General features: G+C 56.4%; 14 protein-coding genes. 5 read left to right on the top strand and 9 right to left on the bottom strand.

The genetic code is table 11. The features are described 5' to 3' along the window. Positions 1 to 142: 142 nt before the first annotated feature. A complete protein-coding gene (gene tsf / locus hmeg3_RS09940; protein ID WP_094563583.1) occupies positions 143 to 1,027 on the bottom strand; it encodes a translation elongation factor Ts in 885 nt (294 codons plus the stop codon). 157 nt (positions 1,028 to 1,184) lie between these two features. Beyond that, positions 1,185 to 1,934, bottom strand: coding sequence for a 30S ribosomal protein S2 (gene rpsB / locus hmeg3_RS09935; RefSeq protein ID WP_094563582.1), 750 nt, complete (start codon positions 1,932 to 1,934; stop codon positions 1,185 to 1,187). 381 nt (positions 1,935 to 2,315) lie between these two features. Here rpsB and map point away from each other — a divergent pair, with 381 nt between their 5' ends. From map to hmeg3_RS09920, 3 genes are all read left to right on the top strand, one after another. Next, the gene (map, locus tag hmeg3_RS09930) at positions 2,316 to 3,140 is read left to right on the top strand and encodes a type I methionyl aminopeptidase (RefSeq protein WP_094563581.1); all 825 of its coding nucleotides are present in this window, start codon (positions 2,316 to 2,318) and stop codon (positions 3,138 to 3,140) included. Positions 3,141 to 3,158: 18 nt separating this feature from the next. Continuing rightward, a complete protein-coding gene (locus hmeg3_RS09925; protein WP_094563580.1) occupies positions 3,159 to 5,711 on the top strand; it encodes a [protein-PII] uridylyltransferase in 2,553 nt (850 codons plus the stop codon). Between the two features lie 84 nt (positions 5,712 to 5,795). After that, positions 5,796 to 6,542 carry a pseudouridine synthase gene (locus hmeg3_RS09920; RefSeq protein ID WP_094563579.1) on the top strand — a complete coding sequence of 249 codons (747 nt, stop codon included), beginning with the start codon at positions 5,796 to 5,798 and terminating at the stop codon, positions 6,540 to 6,542. A gap of 82 nt (positions 6,543 to 6,624) precedes the next feature. Here hmeg3_RS09920 and hmeg3_RS09915 read toward each other — a convergent pair whose 3' ends face one another. Continuing rightward, positions 6,625 to 7,128 (bottom strand): DUF1854 domain-containing protein, encoded by a 504-nt coding sequence (locus hmeg3_RS09915; RefSeq protein ID WP_094563578.1) that lies wholly within the window; start codon positions 7,126 to 7,128, stop codon positions 6,625 to 6,627. Next, complete coding sequence (locus tag hmeg3_RS09910; protein ID WP_094563577.1) at positions 7,128 to 9,437, bottom strand: ABC transporter ATP-binding protein; 2,310 nt, start codon at positions 9,435 to 9,437, stop codon at positions 7,128 to 7,130. Before hmeg3_RS09910 ends, hmeg3_RS09915 begins: the two co-directional genes overlap by 1 nt. A 524-nt stretch (positions 9,438 to 9,961) precedes the next feature. Between hmeg3_RS09910 and cphA (hmeg3_RS09905) the strand changes: the two genes are divergently transcribed. Both cphA (hmeg3_RS09905) and cphA (hmeg3_RS09900) read left to right on the top strand, forming a co-directional pair. Next, positions 9,962 to 12,160, top strand: coding sequence for a cyanophycin synthetase (cphA, locus tag hmeg3_RS09905; protein WP_094563576.1), 2,199 nt, complete (start codon positions 9,962 to 9,964; stop codon positions 12,158 to 12,160). A 98-nt stretch (positions 12,161 to 12,258) separates the two neighbouring features. Next, complete coding sequence (gene cphA, locus hmeg3_RS09900; RefSeq protein WP_094563575.1) at positions 12,259 to 14,829, top strand: cyanophycin synthetase; 2,571 nt, start codon at positions 12,259 to 12,261, stop codon at positions 14,827 to 14,829. Between the two features lie 126 nt (positions 14,830 to 14,955). Here cphA (hmeg3_RS09900) and def read toward each other — a convergent pair whose 3' ends face one another. The 5 genes from def to hmeg3_RS25150 all read right to left on the bottom strand — a co-directional run bounded on the left by def (position 14,956) and on the right by hmeg3_RS25150 (position 20,127). After that, positions 14,956 to 15,492, bottom strand: a complete 537-nt coding sequence (gene def, locus hmeg3_RS09895) for a peptide deformylase (RefSeq protein WP_094563574.1) — start codon at positions 15,490 to 15,492, stop codon at positions 14,956 to 14,958. Positions 15,493 to 15,533: 41 nt separating this feature from the next. After that, complete coding sequence (galU, locus tag hmeg3_RS09890; RefSeq protein ID WP_094563573.1) at positions 15,534 to 16,421, bottom strand: UTP--glucose-1-phosphate uridylyltransferase GalU; 888 nt, start codon at positions 16,419 to 16,421, stop codon at positions 15,534 to 15,536. 82 nt (positions 16,422 to 16,503) lie between these two features. After that, positions 16,504 to 18,588, bottom strand: a complete 2,085-nt coding sequence (gene ligA, locus hmeg3_RS09885) for an NAD-dependent DNA ligase LigA (protein WP_094563572.1) — start codon at positions 18,586 to 18,588, stop codon at positions 16,504 to 16,506. A gap of 28 nt (positions 18,589 to 18,616) precedes the next feature. After that, positions 18,617 to 20,005 carry a cell division protein ZipA C-terminal FtsZ-binding domain-containing protein gene (locus hmeg3_RS09880; protein WP_094563571.1) on the bottom strand — a complete coding sequence of 463 codons (1,389 nt, stop codon included), beginning with the start codon at positions 20,003 to 20,005 and terminating at the stop codon, positions 18,617 to 18,619. Next, positions 20,002 to 20,127 (bottom strand): hypothetical protein, encoded by a 126-nt coding sequence (locus hmeg3_RS25150; RefSeq protein WP_255407569.1) that lies wholly within the window; start codon positions 20,125 to 20,127, stop codon positions 20,002 to 20,004. The genes hmeg3_RS09880 and hmeg3_RS25150 overlap by 4 nt, the downstream gene beginning before the upstream one ends. Positions 20,128 to 20,310: the final 183 nt, after the last annotated feature.

Raw genomic sequence — 20,310 nt, 5'->3', positions numbered from 1 at the left:
TGTATGCTGCTGTACTCTACTGCCGGGGACTTGCTTACATTTTGAAATGCCTGCCGAAACAGGAATATCTTGCCAGCCCCCGCCGCCTCTTGAAAACCGAGAGGCTTAAAAAAACGGGCCTCTCGGCCCGCTTCCTTACTTATTACTGCGCTTGCTTGGCGGCAGCAACCTGGGCTGCCACCTCGGCTGCGAAGTCATCTTGTTTCTTCTCGATGCCTTCACCAACCACAAACATGCTGAACGATTTGACGCTGGTGTTAGCCGCCTTCAGCATTTGCTCAACAGTTTGCTTGTCGTTTTTCACGAACGACTGATTGAACAGCGACACTTCCTTCAGGTACTTTTGCACCGAACCGTCAACCATCTTGGCGACGATGTCGGCAGGCTTGCCGGATTCAGCAGCCTTCAACGAAGCAACCGAACGCTCTTTTTCGATCAGATCAGCAGGAACCTGATCCGACGACAGCGCGACCGGCTTCATTGCAGCGATGTGCATTGCGACGTCTTTGCCAACTTGCTCATCCGCGCCGTCGAATTCAACCACAACACCGATACGCGTGCCGTGCAGGTAGGAAACCAGCTTGCCGGTTGTTTCGAAACGCTTGAAGCGGCGGATCGACATGTTTTCGCCGATACGGCCAACCAGTTCAGTACGTGTTTCTTCCACAGTCTTTTCGCCCAACGGCAATGCTGCCAAGGCAGCCAGATCTGCAGGGTTCTTTTCTGCGACCAGCTTGGCGATTGCGTTCGCCAGGCCGATGAATTCGTCGTTCTTGGTAACGAAGTCTGTTTCACAGTTAACTTCAACCAGCGCGCCAACGCCACCGGCGATATATGTTGCCACGACGCCTTCAGCAGTAACGCGAGAAGATGCCTTGGACGCCTTGCTGCCCAGCTTGACGCGCAGGATTTCTTCAGCACGAACCATATCGCCTTCGGCTTCAGTCAGCGCCTTCTTGCATTCCATCATCGGCGCGTCGGTCTTCGCGCGCAGTTCGCCTACCAATGCTGCGGTAATTGCCGCCATATATTTCTCCTAACTAAGTAGACATGCCGCCATCGGAGACGTCACGTCAAAAATTCGATCAATTTACTCAAAAAAAAGGGGCGAACTGCGCTTACTCTCGCTGTTACCCCTTTTCTTATCGCCCGCCGCTGAAGTGCCTGCGGGCGTCACAGGCAAATTAAGCCTGTTCGTTCACTTCAACGAATTCATCGCCACCGTTTTTGACGGCTTCAACAACTTCGTTCACTGCGTTTGCACGGCCTTCCAGGATTGCATCAGCAACACCACGAGCGTACAGCGCAATCGCCTTGGCGGAGTCATCATTACCTGGGATGACGTAAGTCACGCCTTCTGGGGAGTGGTTGGTATCGACAACGCCGATGACCGGGATACCCAGCTTGGCCGCTTCAGTGATGGCACCCTTGTGGTAACCGACGTCGATCACGAAAATAGCGTCAGGAATGCCGCCCATATCCTTGATACCGCCGATTGCCTTTTGCAGCTTTTCTTGTTCACGGCTGAACAGCAGAGCTTCTTTTTTGCTCAGCTTTTCATTGGAACCGTCAGCGATTGCCGCTTCCATGTCCTTCAGACGCTTGATCGATGTCTTGATGGTCTTGAAGTTGGTCAGCATGCCGCCCAACCAACGTTGGTCGACGTAAGGAACGCCAGCGCGTTGCGCTTCTGCTGCAACTGTTTCACGTGCTTGACGCTTGGTACCGACAAACAGGATAGTGCCGCGATTGGACGACAGTTGGCGCACGTACTTCAGCGCTTCCTGATACATGCCCAGGGTCTTTTCCAGGTTGACGATATGAATCTTGTTGCGATGACCGAAGATAAACGGGGCCATCTTTGGGTTCCAGAAGCGTGTTTGGTGACCGAAGTGGACACCTGCTTCCAGCATTTCGCGCATAGTTACGGACATAAATTTCTCCAGGGTTAGGTCTGGAATCCATTCGGTCATTCAAGCCAGCGTGGCGCCTCACATGAAGCTACCGGCCCAAACACCCTTTGGCGAACGGATTCGCGATTCAACTTAGTTTCAAATAAAACAACTTTTTATTACCTCAAGCCAACATCAACACAGAAGCAGACAACGCCCACAACTTTGCCAATACTCGCCTTCCAACCTGAGCAACTCAAGTTAGCCGAGCATTCTACCTCATCCGAAGAATCCATTCAAGCTCCGAAATCATTGTTTTCATTAGCTTTTGACCGGCGACACCCGCCAATCACCACCGACAGAACCGCCCGCCCTCGTCTATAATCTCTACTTAATGATTTTTAAGCGAATTGCGACAATTTTATGGGCTCCATTTCCATCAAAACCGCCGAAGACATTGAAGGCATGCGCGTTGCCGGCAAACTTGCGGCAGAAGTACTCGACTACATCGCCCCCTTCGTCAAGGCAGGCACTACGACCGGTGAGCTGGATCGCCTCTGCCATGAATACATGGTGAATGTGCAAGGCACCATTCCTGCGCCGCTCAATTACTGCCCGCCAGGCTATACGCCCTACCCCAAGGCCATTTGCACCTCACTGAACGACATCATTTGCCATGGCATTCCCGGTGACAAAGTGATGAAAAATGGTGACGTACTGAATATCGACATCACCGTCATCAAAAATGGCTATCACGGCGACACCAGCCGTATGTTTTTTATCGGCGAACCGTCGATTCTGGCGCGCCGCCTCACAGAAATCACCTACGAATGCATGTGGCTGGGGATCTCCAAGATCAAGCCCGGCGCACACCTTGGCGATATCGGCCATGTGATCCAGCAGCATGCTGAAAAAGCAGGCTACAGCGTGGTACGCGAATTTTGCGGCCATGGCATCGGCACCGTATTTCACGAAGAACCGCAGGTTTTGCATTACGGCCGTCCCGGCACGCTGGAAAAACTGGAAGCCGGCATGATTTTCACTGTCGAACCGATGATCAACGCCGGCCGCCGCGAAATTCGCGAAATGGGGGATGGCTGGACCATCAAGACCAAGGATCGCAGCCTGTCGGCGCAATGGGAACATACCGTTCTGGTCACCGAGACGGGCTTTGAAGTATTGACGATTTCGCCCGGCATGCCAGCCCCGCCGGCATTCATCCAGCAGCCAGCTGCAGCCGTCGCCTGACCTCCTTCCTGAGCGCCTATGCCCACCCTTGCCGCCACTCTCAAAAAACAGTTAAAAGCAGCGCGCCAGCAGGCCATTGAGGCCTTCCAGGCCGACGGCAAGACCGAGCACCTATTGACGCAATTGCGCCGCAACGTCGATGCTGCACTGACGGAAGCCTGGGAAAAGTGTGCCCTGCCACGCGATATTGCGCTGGTAGCGGTTGGTGGTTATGGGCGCGGCGAGCTGTTTCCGCATTCAGATGTCGACGTCCTGATCCTGCTCGATCAGACACCCGACAAAGCCATGCAGGAAAAGCTGGAGTCGCTGGTTCAACTGTTCTGGGATATCGGCCTGGAAATCGGCCATAGCATTCGCACTGTGGAAGAATGCCTTGCCGAATCGGCGGCAGACATCACCGTGCAAACCAGCCTGCTGGAAGCACGATTGGTCACGGGAAATAAAACACTGTTCCAATTGCTGCAACTTCGCTGCAACAGCGCGATGGATCCACGCGCATTCTTTCAGGCCAAAACCCTGGAAATGCAACAGCGCCATGTGAAATACGAAGATACACCGTACAGCCTGGAGCCGAACTGCAAGGAAAGCCCCGGCGGCTTGCGCGACCTGCAAGTCATTCTGTGGGTGGCGAAAGCAGCCGGGCTGGGCGACTCCTGGAGCAAGCTGGCACAACGCGGATTACTGACGGCCACAGAAGCACGCCAATTGACGCAAAAAGAGCGCGCATTCAAGGATATTCGCATTCGCCTGCATATCTACAGCAACCGCCGCGAAGACCGCCTCGTATTCGACATTCAGACGCCGATTGCCGAAAGCTTTGGCTTCAAGAGTACCGATACCCGCCGCGCCAGCGAATACCTGATGCAGCGCTACTACTGGGCGGCGAAGGCCGTCACGCAACTCAACACCATCTTGCTGCAGAACATTGAAGCGCAGTTGTTCCCGCAAGAATTGGTGCCACAGAAGATCAATGAGCGCTTTAATGAGCTGAACGGTTTTCTCGACATTGCGCACGATAATGTCTTTGAAGATACACCGTCGGCGATGCTGGAAGTCTTTCTGATACTGGCGCAACATCAGGAACTCAAGGACATGTCGGCACGCACCATGCGCGCTCTCTGGCATGCCCGCTTCAAGATCGACAATGCTTTCCGCGCCAATCCGGCGAATCACGCGCTGTTCATGCAAATTCTGCAAAGCAAGCGCGGCATCACACACGCCTTGCGCCGGATGAACCAGACCAGTGTGCTGGGCCGTTACCTGCCGAATTTCCGCCGCATCGTCGGGCAGATGCAGCACGATTTGTTCCACGTCTACACCGTCGATCAACACATCCTCATGGTGGTGCGCAATGTACGCCGTTTCACGATGAGCGAGCACGCGCACGAGTATCCATTCTGCAGTCAGTTGATGGCCAACTTTGCGCAACCATGGATCCTTTACGTTGCAGCGCTGTTCCACGACATCGCCAAAGGTCGTGGCGGAGATCACTCCAAACTCGGCATGGCCGATGCGCGCCAGTTCTGTACGCAACATGGCATGTCGGAAGAAAATACCGACTTGGTGGTCTTCCTGGTCGAACATCATCTGACCATGTCGCAAGTCGCACAAAAACAAGACCTGTCCGACCCGGACGTGATCCAGCAATTCGTCAATACAGTCAAAGACGAACGCCATTTGACTGCACTGTATTTGCTGACGGTCGCAGACATCCGCGGTACCAGCCCCAAAGTCTGGAATGCTTGGAAAGGCAAGCTACTGGAAGACCTGTATCGCATGACCTTGCGCGTCCTCGGCGGCGAAGCGCCGTCAGCCGATCGCGAACTGAAGAACACACAACAGGAAGCCATCAAGACTTTGCGTCTGTATGGCCTGCCTGCAGACGCGCATGAAAATTTCTGGCGGCAACTTGACGTGGCGTACTTCCTGCGCCTGGACGCCTCCGACATTGCATGGCAGACGCGCTCCTTCTACGACAAAATCGATAGTACGGTACCGGTCGTCAAATGCCGCCTGGCGCCAATCGGCGAAGGCGTGCAGGTAGCAGTTTACACGCCTGATCGCCCGGACTTGTTTGCCCGGATTTGCAGCTATTTCGACGAAAAGAATTTCAGCATTCTCGATGCCAAAATTCACACCACCAAGCTCAACTACGCATTGGATGCTTTCTTGATCAGTGCGCCGGTGTTCGCTAAAAATTACCGCGACATCATCAATCTGATTGAGCACGAATTGTCGCAATTGCTGCAATCCGACGGCCCATTGCCGGCGCCTGCAAGAGGACGTTTGTCACGCCTGTCGCGCACCTTCCCGATCAATCCGTCGGTGGATCTGCGCCCTGACGAGCGCGGCCAGTATTACCTGCTGTCCGTGTCGGCAAATGACCGTAACGGCTTGCTCTATACAATTTCCAACATCCTGGCCAAATACAAGATCAACCTCCACACCGCCAAAGTCATGACACTGGGCGAGCGCGTGGAAGACGTCTTCCTGGTCGACGGCGCCGCACTCAATCATCCGCGCAACCAGATCATGCTGGAAACCGATTTGCTCAAAGCCTTGCGTATTTGACGCACAGCAATTCCGACGCCGCCAGCCATCACCCCTTTTTCTTCAACACTGCACTGACCCTGCTGAATTTACCCGATTGCCACCATGACTGAACCAGTACGCCTTTCCAAACGCATGTCCGAACTCGGCCTTTGCTCGCGCCGCGAAGCGGACGAGTGGATCGAAAAAGGCTGGGTGCGCGTCGACGGGAAAGTGGTGTCCGTGCTGGGGAGCAAAGTGCTGCCACATCAGCGCGTCACCGTAGAGCGCCAGGCTGCAGCAGAGCAATCGAAGCGGGTAACGATCCTGATCAACAAACCGGTGGGTTATGTCAGCGGCCAGGCAGAAGACGGCTACAAACCCGCTGTCGCGCTGGTGGAAGCAGCAACGCGCTGGGCAGAGGATCAGGTCGACACGCAATTCCATCCGACCCAGTTACGCAGTCTGGTGCCGGCCGGACGCCTCGACATCGACTCCGTCGGGCTACTGGTACTGACGCAAGATGGGCGCATCGCAAAACAACTGATCGGCGAAGACACCAGCGTCGACAAGGAGTATCTGGTGCGCGTGCAGTACACCAAACCAGGCAAGTTGCCCGACAGTGATCTTAAGCGCCTCAACCATGGCCTGTCGCTCGACGGCAAAGCACTTAAGCCAGCCAAGGTCCGCTGGCAAAATGATGATCAATTGAGCTTCACGCTGAATGAAGGCAAGAAGCGTCAGATCCGCCGCATGTGCGAACTGGTCGGCTTGAAGGTCATCGGCCTCAAACGCGTGCGCATCGGCGGGGTCAAACTTGGCGATTTACCTCCGGGACAGTGGCGCTATCTTCGTCCGGACGAACAGTTCTGAGATCCTGAACATAAAAAAACCGGTTGCAGTCTTACGCTGCAACCGGTTTTTTTATGTCGGACGAAGCTTTCTCAATACTGTGTCAAAGGAAACGATCCAGAATTTTCTTGCTAGGCTTGTCCAGCGCTTTTATATCGCGAACCAAAAACTGGATGCCATGACTGTCGGAAATCAGCAATGCCGATTGCGGCAGTCGGCGAATATCCTCTTCACCCTTGAGCGTGAAGGAAGTATTGCCGCGATTGGTTTCCACTTCCCATATCGTCGGGGTCGCGAAACTGGACACACCGACGATACGGCTTATCTCCGGCATGAATTCGCGCGTAGCCAGCTCAGCCTCCATCATTCTGCGAATCTCCGGGGAGACATCCGACCAGTGCTCAATCCAGGCCAGCTCGTGACCGTCCGCACTTACTAAAGCAATACCCTCATCAGGCGCACCAATAGGAAACGCCCGCACAGGGACCGCGCCTTCATGTTCGCTACCATCTGCATCGACAAAAACAAGACGACCCAGACCGTTATGGCGCAAACTGAAGTTGTGCGTCGGTGCCTTTACCATTTCATTCATTTGCGTATTCATCATCAGCCGCCCTTCTCTTCATCGCCATCACCTTCGTCACTACCCGGCACCTCGCCCTCTGGATTGCGCGCCTGAGCTTGATAGAGACGATAGTAAGCCCCCTGCCTGGCCATCAATTCTTCATGCGGGCCAACCTCAACCACTTGCCCCCGATCCAGCACGACCAGGCGATCCGCCTTGCGCAAGGTGGACAAACGGTGAGCAATCGCGATGGTCGTGCGTCCCTTGACCAGATTGTCGAGCGCTTTTTGAATCTCTTTTTCGGTCGTGGTATCCACGGACGATGTTGCTTCGTCCAGAATGAGGAAGCGCGGGTCGATCAGCAAAGCGCGTGCAATGGAAATACGCTGACGTTCGCCACCCGACAAAGCTTGCCCACGCTCGCCAACCAGCGAATCGTAGCCTTGCGGTAAACGCAGGATGAATTCATGCGCATGCGCCGCGCGTGCAGCGGCAATGATTTCTGCACGCGTGGCATCCGGTTTGCCGTATGCAATATTCTCGGCGATGGTTCCAAAGAATAAGAACGGCTCCTGCAGCACCAGACCGATATTGCGGCGATATTCGGAGATCGGCAGCGAGCGGATGTCGACGCCATCAATGCGGATCGAGCCTTCCGACACATCATAGAAACGGCAGATCAGATTGACCATTGTGCTCTTGCCGGAACCACTGTGCCCAACCAGACCAATCATCTCGCCAGGCGCAATGGCCAGATCGACACCGCGCATCACCGAGCGATTACCGTAACGGAAGCCAACATTGCGCAATTCGATCGAGCCTTTTACGTGTTCAATATGCACAGGATTGGCCGGCTCGGGCACGCTGGAGACGTGATCGAGGATATCGAAAATTCTCTTGGCACCTGCTGCAGCCTTTTGCGTCACCGACACGATACGGCTCATGGAATCCAGACGCGTATAGAAGCGGCTGATGTACGCCAGAAAAGCAGTCAGCACACCGACCGTGATCTGATTATGCGAGACCTGCCAGATGCCGAAGACCCAGACGACGAGTAAGCCGATTTCCGTCAGCATGGTCACGGTCGGCGTGAACAGCGACCAGATCTTGTTGACGCGATCGTTGACCACCAGATTGTGGCGATTCGCTTCCTTGAAACGCGCAGCCTCGCGCTTTTCTTGCGCAAACGCCTTGACCACACGAATACCGGGAATCGTATCGGCCAGCACGTTGGTCACCTCAGACCAGATGCGGTCGATCTTTTCGAAGCCATGACGCAGGCGGTCACGCACCACGTGAATCATCCAGGCGATAAATGGCAACGGCAACAAAGTCACCAGCGCGAGCCAGGGATTAATGGAAATCAGAATCACCGCCGTCATGATGATCATCAGGACATCAATGATGAAATCCAGCAAGTGCAGCGAGAGAAAGACACAGATGCGGTCAGTCTCCGAACCGATGCGCGCCATCAGGTCGCCGGTACGCTTGCCCCCAAAGTACTCCTGCGACAACCTCAACAGATGCTCATAAGTAGTCGTGCGCAAATCGGCGCCGATACGCTCACTGACCAGCGCCAGAATATAGGTGCGCCCCCACCCCAGAATCCAGGCCACCATGGCCGAACCGAGCAAGCCGCTCAGATACAGTCCCGCCAAATGGGAATCCAGCGGTGCGCCGTTCTGAAAGGGAATCAGCACGTTATCCATCAACGGCATGGTCATGTAGGGCGGCACCAGCGTCGCGGCAGTCGATGCCAGCGTCAGCAGGAAGCCCAGCAACAAGGATCCCTTGTACGGCTTGGCGAAACGGGTGAGGCGGAACAACGCCCAGGTCGATGGCGGCGCCTCTTTGGCCTCCGGACAGATGGCGCAGGTTTCCTGCCCTTCCGGGATCGGCGCCTTGCATTGCGGGCACACGTCCAGCTCTTCCTGAACCACTTGCTGCCCGGATACGTGCGTATCGCGCTGCAACTCGAATTGATTGATAAGGCGCAAAGCTTGCGGGTTTTGTGCCAGCGTGTAACGCCAGTACGCCAGGCGCGACGAGCCGTCCTGCAACTCCAGACTGCCGACGCCGGCATGGTCGTAGTGCTTCAGAACGATGCCTGGGCGGTAATCCCAGGCAGTCCAGCTGCGATTTCCAGCGACGCCTTCGATACCACCATGATTGACAGCGAGTAGTCGGCGGTCGGTAATCAACACCAGCCCGCGCGTAAATTTCAGCGAAATGTCGAGATCAAGTTCCAGCCAGGCGATGACTTTTTCATCGGCCGCCAGTTGGGCCTGCACTTCCGCACGCCATGGTGCGGGCAAATTGGTAGAGCTTGGAATGAGGGATTCTTTGTTCATCTAGACGGCATGTATGTCCTGTGCGGACAGTGAAGAATGGTTTTGCTGGCAACTTTTTGCCGACAATCTATGCCGCGCATATTATATCGTATGGCTTTGCCCCCCCGACAACGCATCAGCACGGCTCGGCGATGACAACAACCACCCTGTTCCACGCGTCAAGCTGACGAAATCCTGATTATTTTGCATGCAAGACGGGAAACACTCTGCGACAATATCGTTACATTTTGTGTATATCAGCAACTTAGGGAAGGGGCTGATGACCAAACATAGATAAAACAGTGCATAAATAACAAAATCGGCCGGTATTCGCGTGCATTGGTCGTGAGGCTCTCGACTGCCAGTTGCTGTCAGCTGCTGTGAGCTGCAGTGAGTTTATATATAGTCCGCAATCGGCCGCATTGAGCGTATTTGTAGTCGCAGCCCGCATTTTATTGCGGCCAAGTAAACCAATCACGGCTTTATGCGTTATTCATGCTTGGATCGACAGAACAGACAACGCTTAGCGGCAAACCTGCTTACCCATGAAAAATATAGAATTTCTCCGCATCCTGCCCTTGCACGGCCCCAACATCTGGACCTATCGGCCTGCGTTGGAAGTCTGGATCGACATCGGAGAACTGGAAGACTTTCCGTCGAACATCATTCCCGGCTTCAATGAACGTCTGACAAGCTGGCTCCCGTCACTGGTTGAGCATCGCTGCAGCTACGGTGAACGAGGCGGCTTCCTGCAGCGCCTCAAAGAAGGTACCTGGCCCGGCCACATCATGGAACACGTGACGCTGGAGCTGCAAAACCTGGCTGGTTTACCCGGCGGTTTTGGCAAGGCGCGTGAGACTTCGACGCGCGGCGTCTATAAAGTTGTCGTCCGTGCCCGCCACGAACAAGTTACCCGCGCCGCTATCTATGCCGGCCGCGATCTGGTGATGGCCGCCATCGAAGACAAACCATTCGATGTCAATGCCACCATCGAAAAGCTGCGTGACATGGTCGACTCGCTATGCCTCGGCCCAAGCACTGCCTGCATCGTGGATGCCGCCGACGAGCGCCGCATTCCGTCGATCCGCTTGTCCGAAGGCAATCTGGTTCAGCTTGGTCACGGTATCAAGCAACGCCGCATCTGGACGGCAGAAACCGACCAGACCAGCGCCATCGCCGAAAGCATCTCGCGCGACAAAGATCTGACCAAGACCTTGCTTCAGTCCTGTGGCGTCGCCATTCCAGAGGGCCGTATCGTCGACAGCCCGGCAGATGCCTGGGAAGCGGCAGAAGACATCGGCCTGCCGGTAGTCGTCAAACCCTCCGACGCCAACCATGGCCGCGGCGTCTTCATTGATCTCAATACACAAGCCGAAGTGGAAACCGCCTACAAGGCTGCGCTGGAAGAAGGCAGCAGCGTGTTGGTCGAACGCTTCATCCGCGGCAACGAACATCGCCTGCTGATCGTCGGCGGCAAGCTGGCTGCGGCAGCACGCGGCGAACCGATCTTCGTGATCGGCGACGGCAAATCGACCGTCTCGCAACTGATTGATGTCGTCAATATGGATCCGCGCCGTGGCGATCTGGAAGAGCATCCGCTTAATCCAGTGATCCTTGACCGCGAACCGGCTGCCCGCCTTGAACTGGAACGCCAGGGCCTGACTGCCGACTCCGTGCCGCCAAGCGGTAAAAAGGTCTTGTTGCTCCGCAATGGTAACGTTGCCATTGATGTCACCGATCAGGTTCATCCGAGCGTCGCGGCAACCGCATCGCTGGCTGCACGCGTGGTCGGCCTGGACATCGCCGGTGTCGATCTGGTGGCGGAAGATATCTCCAAGCCGCTCGATGAACAACGTGGCGCCATCGTTGAAGTCAACGCCGGCCCCGGCCTGCTGATGCACCTGAAACCGTCCGAGGGCACGCCTCGCCCGGTCGGCCAGGCCATCGTCGAGCATCTGTTCAAACCGGAAGACACCGGTCGCATTCCTATCGTCGGCATCACCGGTACGCACGGCAAGACTACTATCGCGCGTCTGGTCGCCCGCATTATTCACCTCAGCGGCAAGCACGTGGGCCTCGCGTGCGGCGACGGCCTCTACTTCGGCCAACGCCTGGTGGAAAAAGGCAATCGCGCGACCTGGGGCGCGGCCCATCGCGTCCTGCTCAATCGTGCCGTCGAAGCCGCTGTATTTGAAAACGGAAGCGTCTCCATCCTGTCCGAAGGCCTGGCCTATGACCGTTGCCAGGTCGGCGTGGTCGCCAACATCGATCCGGCCGACAGCCTGCCTGAATACTACATCGACAACGCCGAACAAATGGCCACCAAGGTCAAACGCACGCAGGTTGACGTCGTGTTGCCGGATGGCGTCGCCGTCCTCAATGCGGAAGATCCGCTGGTCGCCGATATGGCAAACCTCTGCGACGGCGAAGTCATCTTCTTTGGTGCCGACGCCGCAGGCCCTGTCATGGCGGAACATCTGAAGCAAGGCAAGCGTGGTGTCTTTGTGCGTAACGGCGACGTCATCCTTGCAGCCGGCGACAAGGAAATACTTGTCAGCGCCGTCGCAGCGATCCCGATTACCGGCGGTGGCGCGGTCGGCTTCCAGATCGAAAACGTTCTGGCGGCAGTTGCCGCAGCCTGGGCCTTGGGCATCTCTGCAGATCTGATTCGCGCCGGCATCGAATTGTTCGGCACCGAACAGGCGGAAGAGCAAGACAAGAAGCGCAAGGCCCAGACCGTCTGATCTTCGGCATCGACGATCAGACGCAGTTACTCAGCTACTTAGTTACCACAGTTGCAAACGGCCGGCATGGCCCAAGACACATTCAGGAAGACTTGTTGATGGACGTATCACGTATTCGCGTACTGCGCGGCCCTAATCTCTGGAGCAGGCACACTGCGATAGAAGCTATCGTGTCCTGCACTGAGGCCGAACGCGCCATTGAAGGCATTCCAGGCTTTGAGGTTCGCCTGCGTGCGCGCTTCCCGCATATCGGCTTCCTGCAACCAGCCGGCGAGGTAAAAGCCGTCTCCATGGCACATGCGCTGGAAGCCGCCACCTTGGGACTGCAATCCCAGGCGGGTTGCCCGGTTACCTTCAGCCGCACCGTACCTACCGTCGAAACCGGCGTCTATCAGGTTATCGTCGAATACAGCGAAGAAGCTGTCGGCCGCCTCGCCTTTGAACTGGCACGCGAACTCTGCCTGGCTGCCGCTGAGGACAAACCCTTCGATCTGGCCGATGCACTGGCCCGCCTGCGTGAACTCGACGAAGACGTTCGCCTGGGCCCAAGCACCGGCTCCATCGTCTCTGCTGCACTCAAGCGCGGCATCCCTTTCCGCCGCCTCACCGACGGCAGCATGGTGCAATTTGGTTGGGGTAGCCGTCAAAAACGTATTCAGGCTGCCGAAACCAGCGATACCAGCGCGATCGCCGAATCGATTGCGCAAGACAAAGAATTGACCAAGATGCTGCTGCACGCAGCGGGTGTGCCTGTACCTAACGGCCGTGTGGTCGAAACCGTCGAAGATGCCTGGGCGGCAGCGCAGGAAATCGCTGCGCCGGTCGTCATCAAACCGCGCGACGGCAATCAGGGCAAAGGCGTTGCCGTCAATATCAGCACCCAGGAACAAGTCACTGCGGCGTTCAATGCCGCCGTCAAAATCAGCGACGAGATCATCGTCGAACGCTACATGCCCGGCCACGACTATCGCCTGCTGGTCATCGGCAAACATCTGGTCGCTGCCGCCCGCCGCGACCCGCCGCAAGTCATCGGCGATGGTGTGCACACCATTCGTCAACTGGTGGACAAGGTCAACAGCGATCCGCTGCGTGGTGATGGCCATGCAACCTCACTGACCAAGATCCGCTTCGACGATATTGCACTGGCGACTCTTGCCAAACAAAACTACGATGCCGAATCGATCCCGCCGCAAGGCGCACGCATCGTTCTGCGCAACAACGCCAACCTGTCTACCGGCGGCACGGCCACTGACGTTACGGACGATGTCCACCCCGAACTGGCTGCGCGCGCCATCGCCGCTGCGCAAATGGTTGGCCTGGACATCTGCGGCGTCGACATCGTTTGCAACAGCGTGCACAAGCCGCTGGAAGAACAAGAAGGCGGCGTAGTCGAAGTCAACGCCGCGCCAGGCCTACGCATGCATCTGACACCGTCTTACGGTAAAGGCCGCGCGGTCGGCGACGCCATCATTTCGACCATGTTTGCCGATGGCGACGATGCCCGTATTCCAGTGGTCGCGGTTGCCGGCACCAACGGCAAGACAACAACGGTTCGCCTGATCACTCACCTGCTCGCACAAAAAGGCCTGCGTGTCGGCATGACCAACACCGACGGCGTCTACATCGACAAGCAACGTATCGATACCGGTGACTGCAGCGGCCCGCGCAGCGCGCGCAACGTACTGTTCCATCCCGACGTCGATGCAGCCGTCCTGGAAACTGCCCGCGGCGGCGTCCTGCGGGAGGGCCTCGGCTTTGATCGCTGCAACGTTGCCGTCGTCACCAACATCGGCATGGGCGATCACCTGGGGTTGAGCTACATCAGCACCGTGGAAGACCTGGCCGTGGTCAAGCGCGTGATCGTCGAAAACGTCGCACCAACTGGTTATGCCGTGTTGAATGCAGCTGACCCGATGGTCTCCAGCATGGCGCATTCCTGTCCTGGCGCCGTCATGTTCTTCGCACTTGATCCGCAGCATCCGATCATGGCCACGCACCGTGCGCAAGGCCACCGCATCGTCTATCGTGACGGCAACGACATTGTCGCTGCCCAAGGCGATCAGGAATACCGTCTGGCGCTCAGTGAGATCCCGCTGACACGTGGCGGCACTATCGGCTTCCAGGTAGAAAACACCATGGCGTCGGTTGCTGCAGTCTGGGCCTTGAATCTGGATTGGGAAATCGTCCGTACCGGCTTGCGTACCTTCATTAGTGATGTCGGCACTGCGCCTGGCCGCTTCAACATGTTCGACTATCGCGGCGCGACGCTGATCGCCGACTACGGCCACAATCCGGATGCCATCAACGCACTGGTCAAGGCAGTGGAAAGTATTCCCGCCAAACGCCGCTCGGTCGTCATCAGCGGTGCAGGCGATCGTCGCGATATCGATATCCGCCAACAGACCGAAATCCTCGGCGATGCATTCGATGAAGTTGTGCTCTATCAGGATCAATGCCAACGTGGCCGCGCCGACGGCGAAGTGCTCGCCCTGCTTCGTCAAGGTTTGGCCAACGCCCGCCGCACTACGGAAACCAAGGAAGTCTTTGGTGAGTTCCTGGCAATTGACACGGCACTGGCGTCATTGAAAGCCGGTGATCTGTGCCTGATCCTGATTGACCAGATCGAAGAAGCGCTGGAGCATATTGCCAAGCGTGTCGCCGAAGGCTGATCTTAAGGAATTGCGTTAAGAGCCTTGTCGCAAAATAAAAATCGCGTGTGAAGTCTGACTTCAACACGCGATTTTTATTGGCTGCTCATATTCTCACTATCAGGACTGCAAGCAGGAATTGCTTACTCAGTCGTCATCATTGGGATCCAGCTCGGGAAACAGAATTTCCGTAAATCCGAAACGCGAAAAATCCTTGATCCGCATCGGATAGAGAATACCCCACAGATGGTCGCACTCATGCTGCACCACGCGTGCATGAAAGCCATCGACAGTCCGGTCGATACGGGCACCGGTCTCGTCAAATCCTTCATAGCGCAAACGGCTCCAGCGTGGCACCACGCCACGCAGACCGGGCACGGACAGGCAACCTTCCCAGCCGTCTTCCGTCTCGTCGCCGAGCTGTGTCAGCGTCGGATTGATCAGTACGGTCTCCGGCACTTCCGGCGCATCGGGATAGCGCAAGTTCTTCTTGAAACCAAAAATCACCAACTGCAAATTGACACCGATTTGCGGTGCAGCCAGTCCGGCGCCATTAACTGCGCGCATGGTCTCGAACATGTCGGCAATCAGCGCATCCATTTCCGGCGTACCGAACTGCTGGACAGGCTCAGCCTGGCGCAACAGGCGCGGATCGCCCATTTTCAGAATTTCGCGTATTGCCATTCCTGCTCTCCTTGCTGCTTTCTATTCCGCAAATGCGGTGATTAAGCGTTGATATCGAGTTGCTTGAGGTATTCGGTGAAAGCCGCGCCGGTCTCGGCATGCTTCATCCCCATGGCGACCATTGCCTTGAGATAGCCAAGCTTGGAGCCACAGTCATAGCGCTGGCCTTCGTAACGATAGGCCAATACGGTCTGGGCATGCATCAACGCAGCAATACCGTCGGTCAACTGAATCTCGCCCCCGGCACCCTTGCCGATGGTTTCCAGGTAATCAAAAATGCGATTGTTCAGCACGTAGCGGCCGACCACCGCCAAGGTTGACGGCGCAACATCTGGCGCCGGCTTTTCAACAATGCCGTTGACGCGTTCAAGATTCGGCTGGTACGCAGTCGCGCTGACGATACCGTATTGCTTGGTATCGCTGCGCGGCACATCCTGCACTGCCAGCAGGCTCAGGCCTTCGCGCTCGTAGACTTCCGTCATTTGCGCCATCACGGGCTTGTGACCAACACCGACATCCATGAAGTCATCCGCAAGCAATACGGCAAAAGGTTCATCGCCCACCACCGGACGGGCGCATAGCACCGCATGACCCAAGCCCAACGGCGCGGATTGACGGATGAAAATGCAGGTTACGTTCTTGGGGATGACGTTCTGAACGATATCCAGCAATTGCTGCTTGCCGGCTGCTTCCAGTTCCGCTTCCAGTTCGTAGGCCTTGTCGAAATGGTCTTCGATGGCGCGCTTGTTGCGGCCGGTGATGAAGACCATCTCGGTGATACCCGCAGCAACCGCTTCTTCCACTGCGTAGTGAATCAGCGGCTTATCAACGATAGGCAGCATTTCCTTTGGCTGCGCCTTGGTTGCCGGCAAAAAGCGGCTGCCCAGGCCTGCAACAGGAAATACGGCTTTCTTGATTCGTTTAGTCATTGCTGTTCCCAATAAAATCGATGTGTTTCAAATGCGTCTGCGGGCATTATCACCCACTATGGCGAGACTCGCCGCTCACGCCCTATTCAGTTGCCGCCACGTCTGCAGCATCTTGCGGACCGCTTTGCACCAGCGCCACGAGCGCATCTTCGTCGAGGATGGCAATACCAAGCTCTTCCGCTTTTGCGAGCTTGCTGCCCGCTTCCGCCCCCGCGACAACGTAACTGGTTTTCTTTGATACAGAGCCACTCACCTTGCCACCAGCAGCTTCAATCATTTGCGCTGCGTCGTCGCGCGACATGGTCGGCAAAGTGCCGGTCAATACAAATATCTTGCCGGCCAAGGTCTTCGCCTGAATTTCAACGCCCGCACCTTCTGTCCAGTGGATGCCGGCGGCACGCAACTGATTGACCAATTCGACGTTCAGGCTATCCTCAAAGAAACTGATAATAGAACGGGCAACTACCGGGCCGATGTCGGCTACTTCCAGCAATTGTTCTTCCGTCGCAGCAAGGACGGCATCCATATTACCGAAGTGCCGCGCCAGTTCCTTGGCAGTCGCCTCACCCACATGGCGAATGCCCAGCGAATAGATGAAACGCGCAAGCGTGGTCGATTTGGACTTCTCCAAAGCATCGATTACGTTTTGTGCCGATTTCTCTGCCATGCGATCGAGTTCGGCCAGCGAAGTCAGGCCCAGGCGATACAAATCGGCGGCGGTCGTGATGACGTTTTTGTCGACCAGTTGATCAATCAACTGGTCGCCGAGACCGTCAACATCCATCGCGCGGCGTGACACAAAATGCTGCAAACCGCCCTTGCGCTGCGCCGAACATTTGACCCAGCCTCCGGAACAGCGCGCGATTGCTTCCTCTTCCAGTCGCACGATGGGCGACCCGCATACCGGGCACTCTTTCGGCATCTCGAACGGCTTCGCATCAGCAGGACGCGATTCCGGGACGTACGCCACGACCTCGGGAATCACGTCGCCGGCGCGGCGGACGATCACTGTGTCGCCGATCTGGATATCCTTGCGGCGCACTTCATCTTCGTTATGCAGTGTCGCGTTGGTCACCGTGACGCCACCAACAAATACCGGTACCAACCGCGCCACCGGCGTGATCGCACCGGTACGGCCGACCTGGACTTCGATACCCTGCACCACGGTCAGCGCTTCCTGCGCCGGAAACTTGTGTGCCAACGCAAAACGCGGTGCACGAGAGACAAAGCCAAGCTGCTGCTGCTGATCAAGACGATCAACCTTGTACACTACGCCATCGATTTCATAGGGAAGCTCGCCGCGCTTGGCACCGATCCCGTTATAAAACTTCAGCAAGCCTTCGGCACCATGTACGACGGCTCTTTCCTTGCATACCGGCAGACCCAGCGATGAATACCAGTCCAATAACGCCGAATGCGAGGCTGGCATGTCCATGCCTTCCAGCACGCCGATGCCGTAGGCAAAAAAGCGCAAGGTGCGCTGTGCGGTGATCTTGGAATCAAGCTGACGCAAGCTGCCGGCAGCGGCATTGCGCGGATTGGCGAACTCCTTCAGTCCTGCGTCGCGCTGGCGCTGATTGAGTTTGGCGAAATCATTCTTGTACATCAGCACTTCGCCGCGCACCTCCAGCACCTGCGGCGGGTTATCGCCATGCAGACGCAACGGGATGGCGCGCACCGTGCGGATATTTGCCGTGACGTTTTCACCGGTGGTGCCGTCGCCGCGTGTTGCCGCACCGACCAGCACGCCGTCTTCGTAGCGCAGACTGATTGCCAGCCCGTCAAACTTCAACTCGGTGGCATAGGCAATTTCCGTCAACGACGACAAACCGTCCTTGACGCGTTTATCGAAAGCGATAATGTCTTCGTCTTTGAAACCATTATTGAGAGACAGCATGGGAATAACATGCCGAACTTGCTGAAACTGTTCTGCGGGAGCTCCTCCGACACGCTGCGTCGGAGAATCGACGGGAATTAGGTCGGGATACTTTTCTTCTAGAAGCTCTAGCTGTTTATAAAGAGAATCATATTCCGCGTCGGACACCATTGGCTTATCTAGAACGTAATAAGCCAAACTAAGCTCTCTCAATTTTTGACGCAGAGCTACTACCCGTTTTACCCAGTCTTCGTCGCTAGGTAAATCGGCAGAAAATAAATCAGAAGACATAGAAGTTTTGCTGGATGGAATCCAAAGCTTAACTGAACAGACGCATGGCGCGCTTGGAGCCGGCAGGAATCTCGGCCGATTCCATGGCGCTGTAAAACGCGCTGACCTGCTCGGCGATATCGCTCAATGCGGCATCGGACAGCAACTGGTCGCTATCGTCGACGACGGTGCCGCCCAGACGCATCGCCAGGGAACGCGCACAGGCGATCATGGCGCCATAACCATCGCGGGCCGGGCCGACACGCGGCACATCCAGCAACAGCGTCAGACGATCGGTGGTCTCTGCCGCACCGGTAGCGTTGGTCGACATCGAGAACAAGACTTCGCCTTCGCCGTCCTGCATCACCAGATGACCATCGGTACGGCGATCAAAGCCCTGACGCGTAAGCGCGGCCAGCAAGGTGCTGACATTCCAGGGCGCACCGTTGGAGCGCACATTCACGCCCAGTTGTACATCGTGATCCATGATGAACTGATGCAGGGCTTGCGCCGTTTTCATCACGTCGATCATGTCGGGGATTTCCGGCTCGGCGCCGATGGAGTCCGTAAATTCACGCAGGCGCATGATCAGCTCGGAATACTCCAGCTCGTTCAACGCATTGTTGCGATTGGCCAGTTGGACACCGGCCAGCAAGGCGTTGTAGACGCTGCCATGCGTGATGGCTTCCCATTCGCCGTCCACAGTGCGGCCAACGAAATTCACGGTCTTGTTGCCGACATGGCGCAGGTTTTGTACGCCCGGCAAAATCTTTTCTCCGCGCACCGACAAATCGAGCGCGATCGGAATGATGCAGTCGACCAGCTCATCCACCGGCAACTCGCGCTGGGGTTGAGCAGCAGCAACTTCGGCCGGGTCACCGGCATACATGGCGGTATCGTTGAGTGAAGCTTCGACGTGGCTGAGGTCGGTTTCCAGCTCATCTGCCCCCAACGGATCAGCCGGATAGTCGGAATGGCTGTCAATCGGCGTATCGAGCGACAAATACGGCTCGATCTGTTCATCGGATGTAGAAAACTGAGGTTCGGTTTCCTGGTTGAGCTGCGGACTTGGAACCGGCTTTGGCCGTTCATAGAGTTCCGGCTCAAGCCTGTCATCTTCATACATGGAGGCAGGAGATTTCGCCATCGGAGCAGTTTGCACCGGGGCGGCAGCGGGAGCAGAAATCGGCGCCATTGCCGGAGCAGAGACGGTGGATGTTGCTGCAGAAGCTGCCGACGCGGGCATCTGATACGTTTTTTGCGCAGGCGGCAAAGGCTGGGACTGCGCATCGGCATTCATCAGCACATCGTCATGATCCGACGAAAACGCACGCTCGACGGTCTTGCGCGTCTTGTGTTCTTGCCATTTGTTATAGGAGATCACGCCGACGACGATCACGCCGCCGATGACGATCAAACTGGTCTGAAGGTCTGTCATGCCGAATGTACCTTGGAATTATTCTTGAAAGTGACACGCGCAGCGGCGCGGCTCATCACTGGACCGGCGCAGCGCGCCAGATCAATACGGTCAAACATGTTCGGTTCGATAAAACTGGTCATAGCTGGTCTTTATGGATTCCTGAGAGTCGACAGATAGTGATACCGAACTGCTGAATGCTGCTGAGGAGCCGATATAACCTTGTCGTTACCATCTTGTTATTTTTTGCCTGAATCGCTTAGCAAGCGTCGTGCTAAAGCCCTTGTATGACAAGGCGTTTAGGGTAGTGTTCCGTTATAGGCTTG

The sequence above is a fragment of the Herbaspirillum sp. meg3 genome (assembly GCF_002257565.1).
In the GTDB taxonomy this organism is placed as follows: domain Bacteria; phylum Pseudomonadota; class Gammaproteobacteria; order Burkholderiales; family Burkholderiaceae_D; genus Herbaspirillum.
Note: the sequence above shows the minus strand (reverse complement) of the source record. Positions and strands in the feature narration are given on the sequence as shown.